Source organism: Microbacterium sp. CIAB417, from assembly GCF_022788845.1.
In genome coordinates, this window is record NZ_JAHZUT010000002.1 from 383,012 (window position 1) to 400,711 (window position 17,700).

General features: G+C 69.1%; 17 protein-coding genes. 6 read left to right on the forward strand and 11 right to left on the reverse strand.

All coding sequences use genetic code 11. The features are described from left to right. Window positions 1-14: 14 nt before the first annotated feature. The 5 genes from KYX17_RS08580 to KYX17_RS08600 are packed head-to-tail and all read left to right on the forward strand — an operon-like array spanning window position 15 to window position 6,256. Window positions 15-1,232, forward strand: a complete 1,218-nt coding sequence (locus KYX17_RS08580; protein ID WP_243226585.1) for a S8/S53 family peptidase — start codon at window positions 15-17, stop codon at window positions 1,230-1,232. Continuing rightward, window positions 1,232-2,485 carry a S8/S53 family peptidase gene (locus KYX17_RS08585; RefSeq protein WP_243227275.1) on the forward strand — a complete coding sequence of 418 codons (1,254 nt, stop codon included), beginning with the start codon at window positions 1,232-1,234 and terminating at the stop codon, window positions 2,483-2,485. The genes KYX17_RS08580 and KYX17_RS08585 overlap by 1 nt, the downstream gene beginning before the upstream one ends. Then, on the forward strand, window positions 2,485-3,729 hold the full coding sequence (locus tag KYX17_RS08590; protein ID WP_243227276.1) for a S8/S53 family peptidase: 1,245 nt from the start codon (window positions 2,485-2,487) through the stop codon (window positions 3,727-3,729). The genes KYX17_RS08585 and KYX17_RS08590 overlap by 1 nt, the downstream gene beginning before the upstream one ends. Next, entirely contained in the window at window positions 3,729-4,988 is a 1,260-nt protein-coding gene (locus tag KYX17_RS08595; RefSeq protein WP_243227277.1) for a S8 family serine peptidase, read from the forward strand. The genes KYX17_RS08590 and KYX17_RS08595 overlap by 1 nt, the downstream gene beginning before the upstream one ends. Beyond that, window positions 4,988-6,256, forward strand: coding sequence for a S8/S53 family peptidase (locus KYX17_RS08600; RefSeq protein ID WP_243227278.1), 1,269 nt, complete (start codon window positions 4,988-4,990; stop codon window positions 6,254-6,256). Before KYX17_RS08595 ends, KYX17_RS08600 begins: the two co-directional genes overlap by 1 nt. A 31-nt stretch (window positions 6,257-6,287) precedes the next feature. Here the strand turns inward: KYX17_RS08600 and KYX17_RS08605 are convergent, their stop codons facing one another. From KYX17_RS08605 to cofG, 9 genes are read right to left on the reverse strand one after another with little or no spacing between them, the layout of a single operon-like run. Beyond that, a complete protein-coding gene (locus KYX17_RS08605; protein ID WP_243226586.1) occupies window positions 6,288-6,683 on the reverse strand; it encodes an SseB family protein in 396 nt (131 codons plus the stop codon). Then, entirely contained in the window at window positions 6,676-6,909 is a 234-nt protein-coding gene (locus KYX17_RS08610; RefSeq protein WP_243226587.1) for a hypothetical protein, read from the reverse strand. Before KYX17_RS08610 ends, KYX17_RS08605 begins: the two co-directional genes overlap by 8 nt. Beyond that, window positions 6,885-8,201 (reverse strand): hypothetical protein, encoded by a 1,317-nt coding sequence (locus KYX17_RS08615; protein ID WP_243226588.1) that lies wholly within the window; start codon window positions 8,199-8,201, stop codon window positions 6,885-6,887. Before KYX17_RS08615 ends, KYX17_RS08610 begins: the two co-directional genes overlap by 25 nt. Beyond that, window positions 8,198-8,515, reverse strand: a complete 318-nt coding sequence (locus KYX17_RS08620) for a hypothetical protein (RefSeq protein ID WP_243226589.1) — start codon at window positions 8,513-8,515, stop codon at window positions 8,198-8,200. Before KYX17_RS08620 ends, KYX17_RS08615 begins: the two co-directional genes overlap by 4 nt. After that, entirely contained in the window at window positions 8,515-8,919 is a 405-nt protein-coding gene (locus tag KYX17_RS08625) for a YbaB/EbfC family nucleoid-associated protein (RefSeq protein ID WP_243226590.1), read from the reverse strand. Before KYX17_RS08625 ends, KYX17_RS08620 begins: the two co-directional genes overlap by 1 nt. Window positions 8,920-8,929: 10 nt before the next feature. Beyond that, window positions 8,930-9,553: a 2-phospho-L-lactate guanylyltransferase gene (gene cofC, locus KYX17_RS08630; protein ID WP_243226591.1), complete on the reverse strand. Its 624-nt coding sequence runs from the start codon at window positions 9,551-9,553 to the stop codon at window positions 8,930-8,932. Next, window positions 9,550-10,560, reverse strand: a complete 1,011-nt coding sequence (gene fgd, locus KYX17_RS08635; RefSeq protein WP_243226592.1) for a glucose-6-phosphate dehydrogenase (coenzyme-F420) — start codon at window positions 10,558-10,560, stop codon at window positions 9,550-9,552. Before fgd ends, cofC begins: the two co-directional genes overlap by 4 nt. After that, the gene (locus KYX17_RS08640) at window positions 10,557-12,041 is read right to left on the reverse strand and encodes an NAD(P)/FAD-dependent oxidoreductase (protein ID WP_243226593.1); all 1,485 of its coding nucleotides are present in this window, start codon (window positions 12,039-12,041) and stop codon (window positions 10,557-10,559) included. Before KYX17_RS08640 ends, fgd begins: the two co-directional genes overlap by 4 nt. After that, window positions 12,038-14,545, reverse strand: coding sequence for a 7,8-didemethyl-8-hydroxy-5-deazariboflavin synthase CofG (gene cofG, locus KYX17_RS08645; RefSeq protein ID WP_243226594.1), 2,508 nt, complete (start codon window positions 14,543-14,545; stop codon window positions 12,038-12,040). The genes KYX17_RS08640 and cofG overlap by 4 nt, the downstream gene beginning before the upstream one ends. 114 nt (window positions 14,546-14,659) lie before the next feature. On the opposite strand from cofG, the gene KYX17_RS08650 reads away from it, so the two are divergent. Then, window positions 14,660-15,052, forward strand: coding sequence for a hypothetical protein (locus KYX17_RS08650; RefSeq protein ID WP_243226595.1), 393 nt, complete (start codon window positions 14,660-14,662; stop codon window positions 15,050-15,052). A gap of 407 nt (window positions 15,053-15,459) precedes the next feature. Here the strand turns inward: KYX17_RS08650 and KYX17_RS08655 are convergent, their stop codons facing one another. Together KYX17_RS08655 and KYX17_RS08660 are read right to left on the reverse strand one after the other, a co-directional pair. Beyond that, window positions 15,460-16,290, reverse strand: coding sequence for an ABC transporter permease (locus tag KYX17_RS08655; RefSeq protein WP_243226596.1), 831 nt, complete (start codon window positions 16,288-16,290; stop codon window positions 15,460-15,462). Then, window positions 16,287-17,621: an ATP-binding cassette domain-containing protein gene (locus KYX17_RS08660; RefSeq protein ID WP_243226597.1), complete on the reverse strand. Its 1,335-nt coding sequence runs from the start codon at window positions 17,619-17,621 to the stop codon at window positions 16,287-16,289. The genes KYX17_RS08655 and KYX17_RS08660 overlap by 4 nt, the downstream gene beginning before the upstream one ends. Window positions 17,622-17,700 lie beyond the last annotated feature (79 nt).

The window sequence follows — 17,700 nt, forward strand, 5'->3', positions numbered from 1 at the left end:
TTGTGACCGCGTTCATGGCGATCGCGGCCGTCTTGGGCACCGCGTCGCCCGCAGCTGCGGCTGCATCCGCTGCGGACGATGGCCAGTGGTGGTACGACGCGTACGGTGTCGCGGATGTGCACGCTGAGGGCTGGACCGGCAAGGGTGCGAAGATCGCGGTCGTCGACACGCAGATCAATCCGGATCTTCCCGACTTCCAGGGCGCGGATCTGACGGTGGCTGAAGGGTCGGCGTGTGTGGGCGCGGAGCCGTCGACGTCGGTTGCGAGCCCCGGGGCTCAGCACGGGTCGACCGTGACGGCGATGCTGATCGGCAACGGAACCGGTGTGGCCGGGACGAAGGGCATCGTTCCGGATGCGTCGGTCACGTTCTACGGGGTCGGAGCGACCGCGGACTGCGACCCGCTGCCTGAGGTAGCGGAGTCGAAGCTCACGCCGATCATGTGGATGGTCAAACGAGCGGTAGACGACGGCACGGACATCGTTTCAGTCTCGATGGTCACAGGTGAAGGCACGACTCCGGACGACCGAGTTCTTGCGGAGGCTGCGGCGAAGAAGGTCCCTGTGGTCGCGGGCAACCCGAACGATGTGTTTAAGGAGGGCGGCCTCCCCGCAGGACTGAACTCTGTCGTTGGGGTGAGTGCGGTTGACTCCGATCAGAAGCTCCCGATTGCCGCGCTGGGAGTAGAGAACGTTGTCACGAATACGACGGTGGTGGCTCCTGGTGTGAACATTGCGACGATCGGCGATGGTTCGGATCCGGGGTCAGGGGATGTGTCGGGGCGTGCGACGGGAACGTCGTTGGCGACACCGTTGGTGGCGGGGATTCTCGCTGCGGCGAAGCAGAAGTACCCGCATGCGACCGGCAACCAGTTGATCCAGTCCTTGACGCGTAACACGGGTGCCGAGGATCACGAGCTCCAGTACAGCGACACCGACGGTTTCGGGTACGGTGTGGCGTCGCTGGGTCACGTGTTGAGCAAGGATCCGACGCAGTACGAAGACGTCAACCCGCTCCTGAACAAGGACGTCGGACCAACGCAGGAGGACATCGATGAGGCGGCTGCGGCATTGGCGTCGCCGCCGGCAACGGATCAGCCCTCGCAGGAGGGGATCGGTGTTTTCCTGCCCGTGATCATCGGTGTCGGGGTGGGCGTGCTCGTACTGATCGTGGTGGGTGTGGTTGTGACGGTGGTTCTGGTGCGGCGGAGTCGTCGGCGGGTGGGGGCGTGATGGTGGTGTCGCGGACGCGTTGGTTGCGTGCTGTTGCGGTGGCCGCGGTGGGGCTTGCGGGTGTGCTGGTGGGTGCGTCGCCCGCCTCGGCTGCGGATGACGGGCAGTGGTGGTATCAGGCCTACGGCGTTGCCGACGTGCACGCCGAGGGATGGACGGGTAAGGGCGTCAAGATCGCTGTGGTCGACACTCAGATCAACCCGGATCTCCCCGACTTTCAAGGAGCGAACCTCACGGTGGCCGAGGGATCGGCGTGTGCGGGTACCGAGCCCTCATCGACGGAGGCGAGTGCGGGAGCTCAGCACGGCTCCACTGTGGCAGCCATGCTGATCGGAAACGGCACAGGCGTCGCAAGGACGAAGGGAATCGTCCCGGATGCGTCCGTCACGTTCTACGGAGTTGGCGCGACGGCGGGTTGCGAGCCTCTTCCGGAGATCGCGCAATCGAAGATCACGCCGATCATGTGGATGGTGAAGCGTGCTGTAGAGGATGGCGCCGACATCGTTTCGGTGTCCATGGTGACCGACGATGGCGGTATTCCGGACGATCTCGTTCTCGCCGAGGCCGCAGCCAGGAAGGTGCCCGTGGTCGCGGGGAACCCGAACGATGTGTTCAAAGAGGGTGGCTATCCGGCCAATTTGAACACCGTCGTCGGTGTGAGCGCAGTCGGTTCCGATCAGAAGCTTCCGATTGCGGCCCTAGGTGTCGAGAACGCCGTGACGAACACGACGGTGGTGGCGCCGGGCGTGAACATCGCAACGATCGGCGATGGCTCCGACCCGGGCTCGTGGGATGTGTCGGGCCGTGCGACGGGAACGTCGTTGGCGACGCCGTTGGTGGCGGGGATTCTCGCGGCGGCCAAGCAGAAGTACCCGGACGCTACGGGCAATCAGTTGATCCAGTCGTTGACGCGCAACACAGGTACCGAGGATCACGAGGTGCAGTACAGCGACACGGGCGGGTATGGATACGGTGTGGCATCGCTGCGCCACACCCTGAGCAAAGACCCCACGCAGTACGAAGACGTCAACCCGCTTCTCGACAAGGGTGTGGGGCCGACGCAGCAGCAGATCGATGAGGCGGCTGCGGCATTGGCGTCGTCGGCGCCGACGGATCAGCCGTCGCAGGAGGGGATCGGTGCTTTCCTGCCCGTGTTCATCGGTGTCGGGGTGGGCGTGCTCGTACTGATTGTGGTGGGTGTGGTTGTGACGGTGGTGCTGGTGCGGCGGAGTCGTCGGCGGGTGGGGGCGTGATGGTGGTGTCGCGGATGCGTTGGGTGCGTGCTGGTGCGGTGGTCGCGGTGGGGCTTGTGGGTGTGCTGGCACTTGGTGCGGCTCCCGCGTCTGCTGCGGATGACGGGCAGTGGTGGTATGAGGGTTACCACGTTCAGGATGCGCATGATGCTGGTTGGACCGGTAAGGGCGTGAGGATCGCGGTGGTGGACAGCCAGATCAATCCGGAGTTGCCGGATTTCGATGGCGCTGACCTGACTGTCGCTCCTGGTGCGGCGTGTGAGGGCGTGGAGCCGTCGACGACTGAGGCGAATGCTGAGTCGGAGCATGGGTCGACGGTGACGGCGATGTTGATCCGTAACGGCACTGGTGTGGCGGGAACGAAGGGTATTGCGCCTGAGTCTTCTGTGACTTTTTATGGGGTGGGTGCTCTGGCGGATTGCACGCCGACGCCCGAGGTTGAGGCTTCTGGGCACTCGCCGTTGATGTGGATGATCCAGCGCGCCCTCGACGACGGCGCCGACATCATCATGACGGCGGTCGTCGTTGGCGAGACTACGAGTGCGGATAACGAGACCGTCGCCGAGGCAGTGGCTCGCAAGGTTCCGCTCGTGGCGGGTAATCCCAACGATGGATTCAACCAGGGCATTCTTCCCGCAGCGTTGAACGGCGTGATCGCGGTGAGCGCCATCGACCGCAACTCCACGCTTCCCGCGGGGGGCCTCGGAGTAGAGAACCGAATCTCTGGAACGACTGTTGTTGCGCCGGGCGTAGACATATCCACGATCGGTGACACCACTGGTTCATGGGATGTCGCCGGGCGCGGCACTGGGACCTCGCTGGCGACTCCGCTGGTCGCGGGCATCTTGGCCGTCGGGATGCAGAAGTACCCCGACGCGACGGGCAACCAGCTGATCCAGTCGCTCGTGCACAACACCGGGTCCGAAGATCACCCGCTCGAGTTCGACGCAGACGATGGCTTCGGCTACGGGACCGCTTCTCTCACCCGCGTCCTCGCGGCGGACCCGTTGCAGTACCCGGACGAGAATCTTTTGCTGGACAAGCGTCTTCAACAGCCGTCGGCCCAGCAGATCGCCGCCGCCGAACAGGAGCTTGCTGCGGCCCCGCCCGCGGGATCAACCGACGGATCGCTGTTACCCCCGGTCGTCCTCGGGGTTGGCGTGGGGCTCCTGGTTTTGATCGTGGTGGGTGTGGTTGTGACGGTGGTGCTGGTGCGGCGGAGTCGTCGGCGGGTGGGGGCGTGATGGTGGTGTCGCGGATGCGTTGGGTGCGTGCTGGTGCGGTGGCCGCGGTGGGGCTTGTGGGTGTGCTGGCACTTGGTGCGGTTCCTGCGTCTGCTTCGGATGACGGGCAGTGGTGGTACGACGCGTACAAGGTCGCGGATGTGCACGCGGAGGGGTGGACGGGCGAGGGTGTGAAGATTGCCGTCGTCGATAGCCAGATCAATCCGGAGTTGCCGGATTTCGCGGGCGCTGATCTGACTGTCGCTCCTGGTGCGGCGTGTGAGGGCGTGGAGCCGTCGACGACCGAAGCGAATGCAGAGTCGGAGCATGGGTCGACGGTGACCGCGATGCTGATCGGTAACGGCACTGGCGTGGCGGGAACGAAGGGGATCGTCCCGGACGCATCCGTGACGTTCTACGGCGTGGGAGCGCTGGAAGACTGCACTCCTACGTCTGAGGTGGAGGGTTCGGGTCACACTCCGCTGGGGTGGATGCTGCAGCGTGCCCTGGATGACGGCGCGGACATCGTCATGACGGCGATCGTTCAGGGCCAGGCCACGATACCGGATCTGATGACCGTGGCAGAGGCCGTGGCGAGTAAGACCCCGTTCGTCGCAGGAAATCCTAATGATGGCTTCAAACAGGGCGGTCTTCCCGCCGGTCTGAGCGGGGTGGTCGGCGTCAGTGCCGTCGACCGTGACGGCAATCTTCCTATCGCCGCACTCGGTGTGGAAAACGCCATCCTGGACACGACGGTCGTCGCGCCGGGAGTCGGGATCTCCACTCTTGGTGACAACAACTCGTGGGATGATCCAGGGCTCGGAACAGGCACGTCGCTCGCAACTCCTCAGGTCGCCGGAATGCTGGCCGTCGCGATGCAGAAGTATCCGGATGCGACAGGAAACCAGCTCATTCAGGCGCTCGTGAACAACGCGGGGAGCGGCGATCAGCCGGCGAGCTACGACGCGACCGACGGATATGGATACGGGGCCGCATCGCTGACGGGGGTTCTCGCTGCCGACCCATCGCAGTACGCCGACACGAATCCGCTCCTGGACAAGGTGCTGCAACTGCCTTCGGCAGAGCAGATCGCCGCGGCCGAGGAGGCCCTCATATCTCCGGACTCCGTCGGTCAGCCCGCCAGCACCGATCCTGGTGGCATCGCGGCGCTCCTGCCCGTGTTCATCGGTGTCGGCGTGGGCGTGCTCGCACTGATCGTGGTGGGTGTGGTTGTGACGGTGGTGCTGGTGCGGCGGAGTCGTCGGCGGGTGGGGGCGTGATGGTGGTGTCGCGGACGCGTTGGGTGCGTGCTGGTGCGGTGGCCGCGGTGGGGCTTGCGGGTGTGCTGGCACTTGGTGCGGCTCCTGCATCCGCTGCGGATGGCGGGCAGTGGTGGTACGACATCTACGGTGTCGCGGACGTTAATGCGGAGGGGTGGACCGGTAAGGGCGTGAAGATCGCGGTGATTGATAGTCAGATCAATCCGGATCTGCCGGACTTTCAGGGTGCGGATCTGACGGTGGCTGAGGGTTCGGCGTGTGTGGGGAAGGATCCTGCGACGACTGAGGCGACGGCGACGTCGGAGCATGGGTCGACGGTGACGGCGATGCTGATCGGCAATGGAACGGGGGTGGCGGGGACGAAGGGGATCGTTCCGGATGCGTCGGTGACGTTCTACGGGCTGGGTGCGACATCGGACTGTGTGCCGACGGCCGACGTCAAGGATTCTGGTCACGAACCGATGGGTTGGATGATCCAACGGGCCATCGACGATGGAGCTGACATCATCACCACGTCAACGGTCGTCGGAGTCAGCACTGTTGCGGACGTGGAGACGATCGCCGAACTCGTCGCGAAGAAGATCCCCTTCGTGGCGGGAAATCCGAACGACGCCTTCAAGGAGGGCGCGTTTCCGGCGGGCTTTGCGGGCGTCGTCGCCGTCAGCGCCGTCGATCAAGAAGGAAAACTCCCGCTCGGAGCGCTCGGGGTGGAGAACCAGATCGGTGAGACGACGGTCGTCGCACCGGGCGTCGACATCTCGACGATAGGCGATGGTTCGGGATCCTGGGACGTAGCGGGCCGAGCGACTGGTACCTCGCTGGCGACACCGCAGGTCGCCGGCATTCTGGCGGCGGCGAAGCAGAAGTACCCGGAAGCCACGGGGAACCAGCTCCTCCAGTCGCTCACGCGCAACACGGGCAACGAAGACCACGAACTCCAGTACAACGACAGCGATGGTTTCGGGTACGGGACCGCGTCGTTGCGTCACGTGCTCAGCAAGGACCCGCTCGGGTATGAGGATGTGAATCCCCTCCTGAACAAGACGAGCCCGCGGCCTTCCCCCGAGCAGGTGGCGGCCGCCGAGCAAACCCTTGCATCTGCGGAATCCGATGGCCAGTCTGGCGGCACTGACGCCGATGGCATCGCGGCGTTCCTGCCCGTGACCATCGGGATCGCGGTCGGCGTGCTCGCACTGATCGTGGTGGGTGTGGTCGTGACGGTGGTGCTCGTGCGGCGGAGCAACCGGTCGCGGCAGACAAACCCTTAGCGGCTGCCGGTCGACGCGGGCCGCATCCGGATCAGGACTGGGCGAGACTCCGTGCGGCGTCCAGCTCCTGGCGGAAGGCGGCCAGGCCAGCCGCGGGGAGTTCGAAGCCGACGCTCGAGCCCGCGTTCACGACGAGTCCCTCGCCTGCGGGCATCCGACGGATGAGGTCGGCACCCGTGAACGTCACCATCCACGGGGCGAGGGCGTCGAGCTCGCTCGCGAGGTCGGGGTCGGTGAACACGGCCAGGACGCGCTCGGAGGCGCCCGGGTAGTACACCGGCTGGAAGCCCCGGAAGTCCTCGCCGGGGTCGCCGCCGCTGGGCACGTAGACGGTGGATGCTGCGAAGGTCCACAGCACGGTCTGCATCGTGAGGCGCTGCTCGCGCGCCTGGAGAATCGCCAGATCGACGACGGTCGGTTCAGTCATTGCCCACCTCGTTCGGGAAGCGCTCGCGCGCCTCCTCGTCTGTCATCGGACGCAGTGCTCGACTGTTGTCGAACCACCACGTGCGGCACACCTCGCAACGATAGAGCAGGTCGACCGGAGAGGTCGACGTCACGAAGCGCGGCTGCCCGCCGCTGTACGCGCCCTCGCGGCACACCGGGCACCCGAGCTCCGTCGCGGCGCTCAATACCGTCTCACGAGCACCCACGCTCCATTCTCCAGCTTCGTCAGCACCGCATTGCTGCGCATCGCGTCGCCGCCGGCGATGAGCGTCTCACGCGTGGAGTTCACCAGGTACGCCCCGGTACCGGTGTTGACGGCGGTGTGGCCGTAGGTGGTGCTCGTGTTCGTGGGGTCGGGATAGAAGTGCTCCCACCCGCCCGAATCCGCAACCGTCGGACGGCGCAGCTCGCTGGGGTCGACCGGGAAGTGCACGGCGTAGATGTCGCCGCCGTTGAGGTACGCGTCCTGCGCCATCGGCGCCATGCCGGTCTCGCGCGCCGCCTGCGCGGGCGTGTGGATCTTGGCCGCATCCTCCGTCGGCATCGCCCACACATCCGAGCCCGACCGGCCGAGCGTCGCCGCCGAGTGGTCGTAATGCTGCACGACCTTGTCGCTGAAAATCGACGTGTGATATCCCTCGTCGATCATGCTCTTCAGGTCGGCGGGCGAGAGCGGCTCGCCGACGCGGGCATGGATGGTGGCCCCGTCCGGCACGCGCACCGACGGACCCGAAGCGCCGCCCTTCAGCACGCTGCTGAACAGATCGCCCGCCCGCTGCAACAGACCCTTGAGGTCGTCGAGGAGCTTGCCGAGGTTCTTGCACGAGCGCAGCACCTTCGTGACCGTCTCGCCGACCGTGGTCGCGAGCTGGCTGACCCGCGTCGTCACCTGGCCGATCACGACGGGTGTCGCCAGGCCCACCGTCACCACCAGCTCGGCGACCCACGAGATGATCGCCCCGGCCAGCTGCGACAAGACGTCGCGCACCAGGTCGTGCACGACCTGCACGATCGTCGACGCCATCTGCAGACCCGTCGACATCGCGCCGGCCCAGGATGCGGCGCCAGACAGATGCTTCGCCGCATCCTGCTGGAACCGGCGGTAGGCCTCCATCGCCTCGCCCGCCATCTCGTCGACCTGGCCGACCACGTGGGCGAGCTCCTGTGCCGACGTCTCGAGCTGGGTCTGGATGTTCGACCAGGTCTGCGCGAACGCGGCGACCTCGCCCGCGTTGCCCGCGAAGTCGTTGAGCCAACCCTTCAACGGTTCGAGGTGGTCGATGATCCAGCCAAGACCCGCCCCGATCAGCGACCCCAGTGGATCGATCGCTGTCGCGGCGACATCGATCGCGAAGCCGACGCCCGCGAGTCCCCCCTCGACCCAGGAGCCGGAGTCCACCGCGGCGACCAGCTGGCTGCCCGAATCGAGCAGCCCCGCGCCGCTGAACGGCGTCGCCGTGTCGATGGGCGCCGCCACCAGCACGTTCGCGGTACTCATCCGAGTCCCTGACCGAGCGTGTGGATGCCCTGCACCACGTCATCCTCGAACGAGGCCATGTCGCTGCCGACACCGCGCAACTCCGTCGCCGACCGGCGCAGCATCTGCTCGGCCGAACCGATCGCCTGCTGCGCCATCGCCGCCGCGATCTGGGCAGGCGGAACGAGGAACGAGCACAGCACCCCGAAGGCGCCGCCGCCCATGTTCGTGGAGCCCGCCGCATCCCGTGCGACCGAGACGTCGGACGCCACGAGCTCGACCCGCGACGCCTGCGCGGCGATCAGGTCGCCGTCGAGCGCGATGTGGTCGGCCATCACGACCACCGCACATCCGTGCCGCCGCCCTGCGGCAGGGCGTCTGCGATCTCGGCACGCAGCCGTTCGGTGGCGCCGGCCTGCTCGCCGAACAGCTCCGCGGCAATGCGCACCGCCTGCTCACCCGCCTGGCGCTGTGCGGCGCGGGCAGTGTCGACGAGCAACTGCGACAGGGCCTGCGGAGAGAGGTCCATGGCCGCATCCGACAGGTCCGCATCGAGCAAGCGGCCCGAGGCGTCGACCGTCACGCGAAGCTCACGCCGGGGCGAGCTGGCCGTGGCGCGCACATCTGCGACGTCGCGCTGGAACTGCTGACCGCGCTTCGCCTGCTCCTGGGCGGCCGCGATCTGCTGCTCGACACGGGCGATCGACGCGTCCGCATCCCGCATGAAATCGTCGCTCACCTTTGGCACGTTACGCCTCTCGGCGAGGGCCTCCCTGCGAAAGGGCGCTACCTGTGGAGAACCGAACGGAGCGGGGTCCGAGCCCCAGCGCGGCGGCCTCGGCGAGCTGCGCCATCGTGTCGACATCGCGGCGCAGCGACGAGTGCTCCGGCACGTGCAGCCGCACGCATCCGAGCGCCAGATGGCGGGCCAGGGAATCCGCGCCGAACGCGCTTTCCCACGCCACCCCCGCCCGTGCGGTGACGAGGGTCGAGCCGGTTCCCTCGGCGTCGGCGACCACGGCGCGGTCGACGGATGCGGCCGCATCCAGCGTTCCGTGCAGGTCATCGGGACGCAGCGCCGGCAGGTCGCCGAGGAGCGCCGCGCGAGGCGTCTCGACCGCTGGCATGCCCAGAGCTATCGCCGCGTTCAAGCCGCGCGGCTCCTGCTCGGTCACCACCGTCACGCCGGGTATTGCTGCCGCATCCGCTGTCGTCTGCGGGTCGGCCGTCACGACGACGACGCGCGCGACCGCGGCGGCCGCAGCCACCGTGTCGAGCCCGATCGCCCGCACGAGTTCGGCGCTCGCCCCCAGCCGCGACTTGCCGGATGCCGCCGCCTTCAGGGGGACGACCACCGTCCAGTCGAGGCTCACGCGAAACGTGCGCGCAGACGCGGAAGGATCTCCTCGCCGTAGGTGCGCAGGAACTGCTCCTGATCCTCGCCCGGGTCGTGGAACACCAGGTGTCGGAAGCCGAGGTCGACGTAACGGGCGATCTGTTCGACGTGCTCGTCGGGATCGGTCGAGACGATGAAGCGGGATGCGGCGCGCTCGATCGGCAGCTCGGCCGCCCGCCGCTGCATCTCGATCGGGTCGTGGATGCCCATCTTCTCCTCGGCGCTCAGCGCGAGCGGAGCCCAGAAGCGCGTCTTCTCGAGCGCCGTCTCGCGGTCGGCGGCGTACGAGACCTTGACCTCGATGAGGGTGTCGACGTCGTCGCTGGAGCGTCCCGCCTTCTCGATGCCCTCGGCGAGGGCGGGCAGGAGCGTGTCGGTGTAGAGCTTCGGATCCTTGCCGCTGGTCGTGATGAAGCCGTCGGCGATGCGCCCGGCCAGACGCGTGGCCGCAGGCCCCGCCGCGCCGATGTAGATCGGCACGGGCGTCGTCGGGCGGTCGTACACAGTCGCGTCGCTCACGCTCCAGAAGGTGCCCTCGAAGGTCACGCGCTCACCCGCCCACAGCTTCTCGATGAGCGTGATGGCCTCCTTGAGACGCTGGAAGCGCTCGGGTGGCTCGGGCCAGTCGAGACCCAGGGTCACCTCGTTGAGAGCCTCACCCGTGCCGACGCCCAGGATCACACGACCGGGGAACATCACCCCGAGCGTTGCGAACGCCTGCGCGACGACGGCCGGGTGGTAGCGGAAGGTGGGCGTGAGCACGCTCGTGCCCAGCAGCACCCGCGAGGTGCGCGCGCCCACGGCGCCGAGCCAGGGCAGCGCCGCGGGGGCATGGCCGCCCTCGTGCATCCACGGCTGGAAGTGGTCGGAGATGAAGACCGAGTCGAACCCGACCTCCTCCGCCAGTACGGCGAAGTCGGCGAGTCGATCGGGGGAGAACTGCTCGGCCGAGGCCTTGTAGCCCAGACGCAGGGGAACGGTCATGACTCTCCTCTCGCCCGCGACGCGTCGCGGTGCAGTGGGGCCGGCAGGAACTCCGACCCGTCGGTGGAATCCAGCATGGCGCGGAACGCGTCGACGGTGTCGGGCCACAGCAGAGTGAGCCTGCCCGACCGCGCGTCGACGTACCAGTTGTCGCAGCCCCCGGTGAGCCAGGGGCGGGATGCGGCCGCCGCATCGATGCGGGCGGTGTAGGCCATCTCCGCATCCGGACGGAGACGCAGAACGTCGTCGCCCGCGCGGTCGAGGCAGCGTGCCACGTACTCCGCCTGCGCCTCCAGCATCAGCAGCGACGAGTTGTGCCCGAGCGACGCGTTGGGTCCGTTGAGCACGAACAGGTTCGGAAAGCCCGCGACGACCGTGGAGGCGTAGGAGGTCATCCCCTGGCTCCAGTGCTCGGCGAGCGTGGTGCCGTCCTCGCCCGTCACGAGCTCGGCATACGGCTGCTCGGATGCGGCGAAGCCGGTCGCCAGCACGAGCATGTCGGCGAGGTAGCGGGCGCCGGATGCGGCGACCAGCTCGCCGCCGTCCACGCGCGCGAGCGCCGACGGCTCGAACGCGACCGCATCCGAGGCGACGGCGGGGTAGAACTCGTCCGACAGCAGCACGCGCTTGCAACCGAACGCGTAATCCGGGGTCAGTGCCCGGCGGAGCACCGGGTCCGCCACCTGGGTTTCCAGATGGGCGAGCGCGACCGCGCGGGCGGCCCGCGCCGCATCCGCATCGCCCGAGCGCGAGGCGAAGCGTTCCTCGCCCTCGCGGTACAGCTCGTCGCGCAGCTGCGCCAGCTCGTCCGGATGCTGGGCGAACCGGCGCCGGTCGGCGGCTGTGTAGTCCACGTCGCCGCGCGGCACGATCCAGGCGGGCGTGCGCTGGAACAGCACGACCTCGGCGCCCTGTGCGACGAGCGCCGGCACGAGCTGCACGGCGGACGCGCCCGTGCCGACCACGGCGATGCGCCGGCCGGCGAGCGGCACGGTGTGGTCCCACCGCGCGGAGTGGAACAGCGGGCCCTCGAAGGTCTCGAGTCCCGGGATGTCGGGGATCGACGGCTCCGTCAGCCGTCCGCACGCGAGTACGAGGCGGCGGGCACGCACATCCTCGCCGCGCCCGGTCTCGACGAGCCAGCGCTCGCCGTCCCACGCCGCCGACTGCAGCGGCGTGTCCAGCAGCAGGCGCTCGCCGAGCTGTTCCGCCTCCGCGATGTGCTGCAGGTAGCGGTGGATCTCGTCGCCGCGGGCGAAGAGTCCCGACCAGTCCGGCCACGGGTGGTTCTCGAGCCCGTAGAGGTGAGAGGGGACGTCGCACGCGACGCCCGGATACGTGTTGTCGCGCCAGGTGCCGCCGACCGAGGATCCCCGGTCGAGCACGGCGAACGACTCCCGCCCCGCCCGCCGCAGCGCCGACGCCATCGCGAGCCCGCCGAAGCCCGCGCCGACGATCGCGACGTCGACCTCGCGCGTCATCGCACCGCCGCCTTGCGCTCGTCCGACGGCTCGCCGTAGACCGTGGTGCGCTGGCGCAGGGGGCGGAACAGTCGCCGGGCGATGCGCGCCGCATCCGTCAGCGGAAGCTCGTTGCCCGACTCGATCCCCGCCTCGGGGCGCACGCGACCGTCGAGCAGCGTGCCGCCGAGGTCGTCGCCGCCCGCCTGCAGCAGCACGGTGCTCGTCTCGAGGCCGTGCCGCGTCCACGGGATCTGGATGTGAGGGATGCTGCCCGACAGGAACAGGCGTGCGACCGCCGCCATCGCGCGGTGCTCGTCGAGCGCGGAGCGGCCGGGGACCAGGCCGACGCCGCCCGCTGGGCCGGGGAGGGGGATCGGCACGAACTCCGTGAACCCGCGCGTCTCGGACTGGATGCGGCGGAGGGCGCCGAGGTGTGCGATGCGCTCCGCCGCGGTCTCGACGTGGCCGTAGAACAGCACGCTCGTCGAGCGGAATCCGGCGCGGTGGGCGGCCGTGACGGTCTCGACCCAGCGGTCGATCTCAAGGTCGCCCGGGGCGACGAGACCGCGGACCCGCTCCGAGAGCACCTTCACCCCGGTGCCGGGAACGGTGCCGACGCCCGCATCCCGCATCGCGGCGAACGCCTCGTCGAGCGTGAGGCCGTTGCGGGCGGCGAGGTCCTGCACATCCTGCGGACGGTAGGCGTGCAGGTGGATACCGGGCGCCGCGGCGCGCGCGGCGCGGACGATGTCGAGGTAGGCCGTCGGCGCCTCCTCCGGGGCGATGAGGCCCTGGATGCAGAGCTCCGTCGCGCCGAGGTCCCAGGCGTCCGCGGCGATCGCTGCCGCATCCGCGAGGTCGAACTGGTCGGGCGTCTGCGCGCCCGCGGCGCGGAATCCGGTGGAGGTGAGATTGCGGTTGACCGCGATCGTGATCGCCTCGCCGACCGTGTAGCGACGCACGTCGTCGGCGATGCGCGCGAGGTCGTCGAGGTCGGTGCCCGTCGCCTCGAGCAGTCGCTGCCATGCGGCATCGTCGAGCGCGAGCGGATCGGCCGCCGCCCGCTCCGCCAGCCCCCGCACGGTGCCGCCCGTGCTCGTGCCGCGCGTCGTCCCGTGTTCGAGGGACCCGGTCTGCGGCGTGGGAGCGCTCGGCATCGCGTTTCGGGTCCCTCGAACATGATCGACGGCGCCGATTTCCTGTTCGAGGGACTCTTCTTGCGCCCCGGAGCCCGCCGGGGCCGCATTTCGGGTCCCTTGAACAGGGGGTGCGGTGCGGGCGAGGTGAGTCGCGGGGTCGGCGAGGGCGGCGGCCGGTGCGTGCATCGCCGCGTCGAGCCAGGTCTCCGGATCGGCGAGGTATTCGGGGTGGGCGGTCAGGCGCTCGCGCAGCTCGTAGCCGAGGGATGCGGTCGCCGCCGCCAGATCGTCGACGTGCGGCCAGGGGCGCTCGGGGTTCACGTGGTCCGCGGTCAGCGGCGACACCCCGCCCCAGTCGTCGATCCCGGCACCGACGAGCAGGGCGAACTCGGTCGGGTCGGACAGGTTCGGCGGTACCTGGATCCGCATCCGTGCGCCCATCACGACCCGCGCCGCAGCGACGACCGTCGCGTACTCGAGGAGGTCCGCGTCCGGGGCGTCCTGCATCGCCGTGCGCGGCTTCGCGCGGAAGTTCTGCACGATCACTTCCTGGATGTGGCCGTGCCGCTCCTCGGCATCGCGCAGCGCGATGAGCGATTCCGCGCGATCCACCGGGGTCTCGCCGATGCCGACGAGGATGCCGGTCGTGAACGGGATGCGGGCAGCCCCCGCATCCTCGATCACCTGCAGCCGGAGCGCGGGATCCTTGTCGGGAGAGCCGAAGTGGGGCTGCCCCGGCGTCTCGAAGAGAGCGCGAGAGGTGGTCTCGAGCATCATGCCCATCGACGGGGCGACCGGGCGGAGCTCTGCGAGCTCGTGGGCGTGCATGACGCCCGGGTTCAGGTGCGCGAGCAGGCCCGTCTCCGCGGTGACGAGGCGGGCGATCGCGGCGACGTAGTCGAGGGTCGATGCGTATCCGTGCTCGTCGAGCCAGTCGCGCGCCTCGGGCCAGCGATCCTCGGGCCGGTCGCCGAGGGTCAACAGCACCTCTTTGCAACCGAGTGCCGCACCCTGGCGCACGACCTGCAGCACCTGCTCCGGCGACATGTAGGCGGGCTTGTTCTTCTTCAGCAGCTGGCCCGGAGTGTCGACGAAGATGCAGTAGTGGCACCGGTCGCGGCACAGGGTCGTCAGCGGCACGAACACCTTGCGCGAGTAGGTGATGACGCCGGGGCGTCCCGCGAGAGCGAGGCCCTCGTCGCGCAGCGTGGATGCGGCGGCGAACAGCAGATCCCGGTCGGTGTCGTCCGCGGTCACGAGGGCGAGCACCTCGTCCACGCTCAGCCGTGCGCCGGCTCGGGCGCGGTCGATCACGTGGGCGACGAGCACGGGAGCCGTCTCGGGCCCCACATCTGACCGGAGGTCGGTACGAGGCGTGGGCACCGCTACAGTCTTCCACCGCCGTGCGGGGTCGGGGTCGCACGAAGCTGGCGGATCGTTGTCCGTCTGTGAGCAAATTCGCTGCCGCGGTCGAGGGGTCGCTGGCAGACTTGGACCATGGTGACGCTCATGCTCGACTCGGGGCACCTCGAGATCGTGCTGTCGGGCGCCGAGAAGGCGCTGGCATTCCGCAAGCGGAATGTGACGCTCGATCGTGCCGCGATCTCGCGGGTGCAGCTGACGGACGACCCCTGGACGTGGCTGCGCGGGGTCCGTTCCCCGGGCACGTTCATCCCCGCGACCCTCGCCATCGGAACCTGGCGGTACGCGGGCGGCAAGGACTTCGCCGTCATCCGCAAGAAGCGTCCCGGCGTGGTGATCGACCTCGAGGGCGACACCGAGTTCCAGCGACTCGTGCTCGGCACTCGTCACGGCGAGGCCCTCGTGCGGGCGCTTCGCGTCGACGCGGGCGACGACCCGACCGACATCGTCGAGCTCGCCTCCAGCTGAGCCCGCATCCCCGGGACCCCCGGCGGGAGCCCCCGCATCCCCCCGCAGCCGCCGCATCCGCCGAGTGAGCACCCGTTCGCCGAATGAGCACTCAATGGGGTGCTCGCTCGATGAATGAATACTCACTCGGCGAGGTCGAGGCTGGGACGGGTGGGTGGGACGCGGCGCCGAGACGCGCGCCTAAGCCGGTTCCTGCGGGAACTGCGTCGGGTCGCCGCGCCCGGCCCCCCGCATCCCCGCATCCCCACGTCCCCGCATCCCCCCATCCGCGCATCCGCGCATCCGCCGAGTGAGTATCCGTTCGCCGAATGAGCACTCAATGGGGTGCTCGCTCGATGAATGAATACTCACTCGGCGAGAGGGCGAGTCGGCGAGAGGGAGGGTGCGGGAGCGCCCGCGGGCGCGGGTCAGCCGACGTCGCGGCGCCAGCTCGAGAGGTAGCCGAGCACGGTGAACAGCAGGCCGTAGGCGAGCAGCACGAGGCCGCCGACCCACCACTCCAACGGCTGGCCCGCATCCCCTCCCGCGCTGGCCGAGAACAGGCTCGCGCCGACGAGGGTGTCACTCGCGGCGCCCGGAAGGAACCGGGCAGCGTCGCTCAAGCCGGAGACGAAGGCGCCGCCGAAGCGCAACAGGGGCTCGACGAACTGCGTGAAGGCGAGCACGATCACGACGGCCGCGACCTGGTTGCGCACCACGAGACCCACGCCGATGCCGACCACGACCCACAGCACGAACGCGATCACGATGCGTCCCAACATCGCCCACGTGTCGGAGGAGTCGAGGCCCGTGTGCTGCCCGAATCCGGCCAGGATGCCGGCGGCGGGACCGACGGTGACGATCAGCGCGAGGGCGGCGTAGACCAGGCCCATCACGGCCCCGGCCAGGACCTTCGCCGTGAGCACCCGCCCGCGCTTCGGAGTGGTGAGGAACGTCGGGGTGAGCGTGTTGTGGCGGAACTCGCCGGTGACGAGCAGTGTGCCGATCAGCAACGGGAACACGTAACCGACGGATGCGGCGAGGCTGTAGATCAGGGCGCTGACATCACCGGGTACGCCCGTCGCCGTGAGGCCGCCGCCGCTCGAGGGCAGGGCGCCGCTCGCGGCCAGCGCGAACACCACGGTCAGCCCGGCCGCGGTGAACCCGACGTAACCGGCGAGGACGATCCCGAGGATCCACCAGATCGAGGTGGTGAACTGCTTGGTCAGCTCGGAGCGGGTGACGTTCACGAGGCTCATGCCCGGCCCCCTTCCGCGTGGTCGTCGGCTTCGGGATGCGGCTCGGCCTCATCCATCGGCTCGCTGATCTGGATGGCCTCGGTTGGGGCCGGATCCGCGTCCGAGGCCTCGCCTTCCGCCGGTGCGACGTCGGATGCGGGAGCTTGTGCGCTCTCGACGGCGGGCGGGAGGTCATCGGCGGCAGTACCCTTCTGCTCGCTCAGCGCCGCGGGTTCGACGACCGGCGCGGTCTGATCCGCGGGGACGGTCTCGGCGGCGGCGGCATCCTCGCGGGCGGCCTCGGCGGCGCCCTCGGGGACGGGCGTGTCCAGCGGCACCTCCACATCCGGCGCCTCGGTGATCTCCGACGTCTCCGGGGCGGGGTCGTTCTCCGGCGCGAGCGGGGCCTCTTCGTCGACCGCGGGGATGGCCGAGACCTCGCTCACCGTTGGATGCACCCGCGTGCCGTCGACCAGGGCGAGGAAGATCTCCTCGAGTTCGGGGCCACGGCGCTGCAGACTCGACAGGGCGATGCCGGATGCGGCGGCGAGCGCGCCGACCTCGACCGGCTCCGCTCCGCGCACGGTGAGACCCGAGCGCAGCACCTCGAACGAGTGGCCCGCTGCGGTGAGCGCGGCCTCGAGGGCGGCGCGATCGGGGGCATCGACGACCGTCGCGTACTCGTCGGGGTCGGCGAGGTCTTCGATGCCGCCGTCGAAGACGAGGTTTCCCCGGGCGAGGATGAGCAGGCGATCCGCGGTCTGCTGGATCTCCATGAGTAGGTGCGAGGAGACGAGCACCGTCCGGCCCTCGTCGGCGAAGGTGCGCAGCAGCATCCGCATCCACTTGATGCCCTCGGGATCGAGTCCGTTGGAGGGCTCGTCGAGCACGAGCACGCCCGGGTCGCCGAGCAGAGCCGTCGCCAGGCCCAGCCGCTGCCGCATGCCGAGCGAGTAGCCGCCGACCTTGCGCCCGGCGGCGTCGGAGAGACCGACGAGGGCCAGCGTCTCGTCGATGCGGCCGGTCGGCAGCCCCGCCGCCTGCGCGTACACCTTCAGGTGGTTGGCGCCGCTGCGGCCGGGGTGGAAGCTCGACGCTTCGAGCGCCGCGCCGACGGTGCGCAGCGGATGGCGCAGTTCGCTGTAGTGCGATCCGCCGATCGTCGTGGTGCCGGAGGTGGGTCGAACGAGCCCCAGCAGCATGCGCAGCGAGGTGGTCTTGCCGGCGCCGTTCGGGCCGAGGAAGCCGGTCACGAGGCCGGGCTCGATACGCGCGCTCAACCGGGAGACGGCGTCGATCGCGCCGAATCTCTTGGTGACCTCGGAGAACTCCAGGATCTGGCCGTCGGGCATGGGAACCTCCGTCAAGGTCAGAACGTTTCTCCATTCTGGCGGAAATCCGCGGAAAAACGGGGATCGACTCTCGCGGATC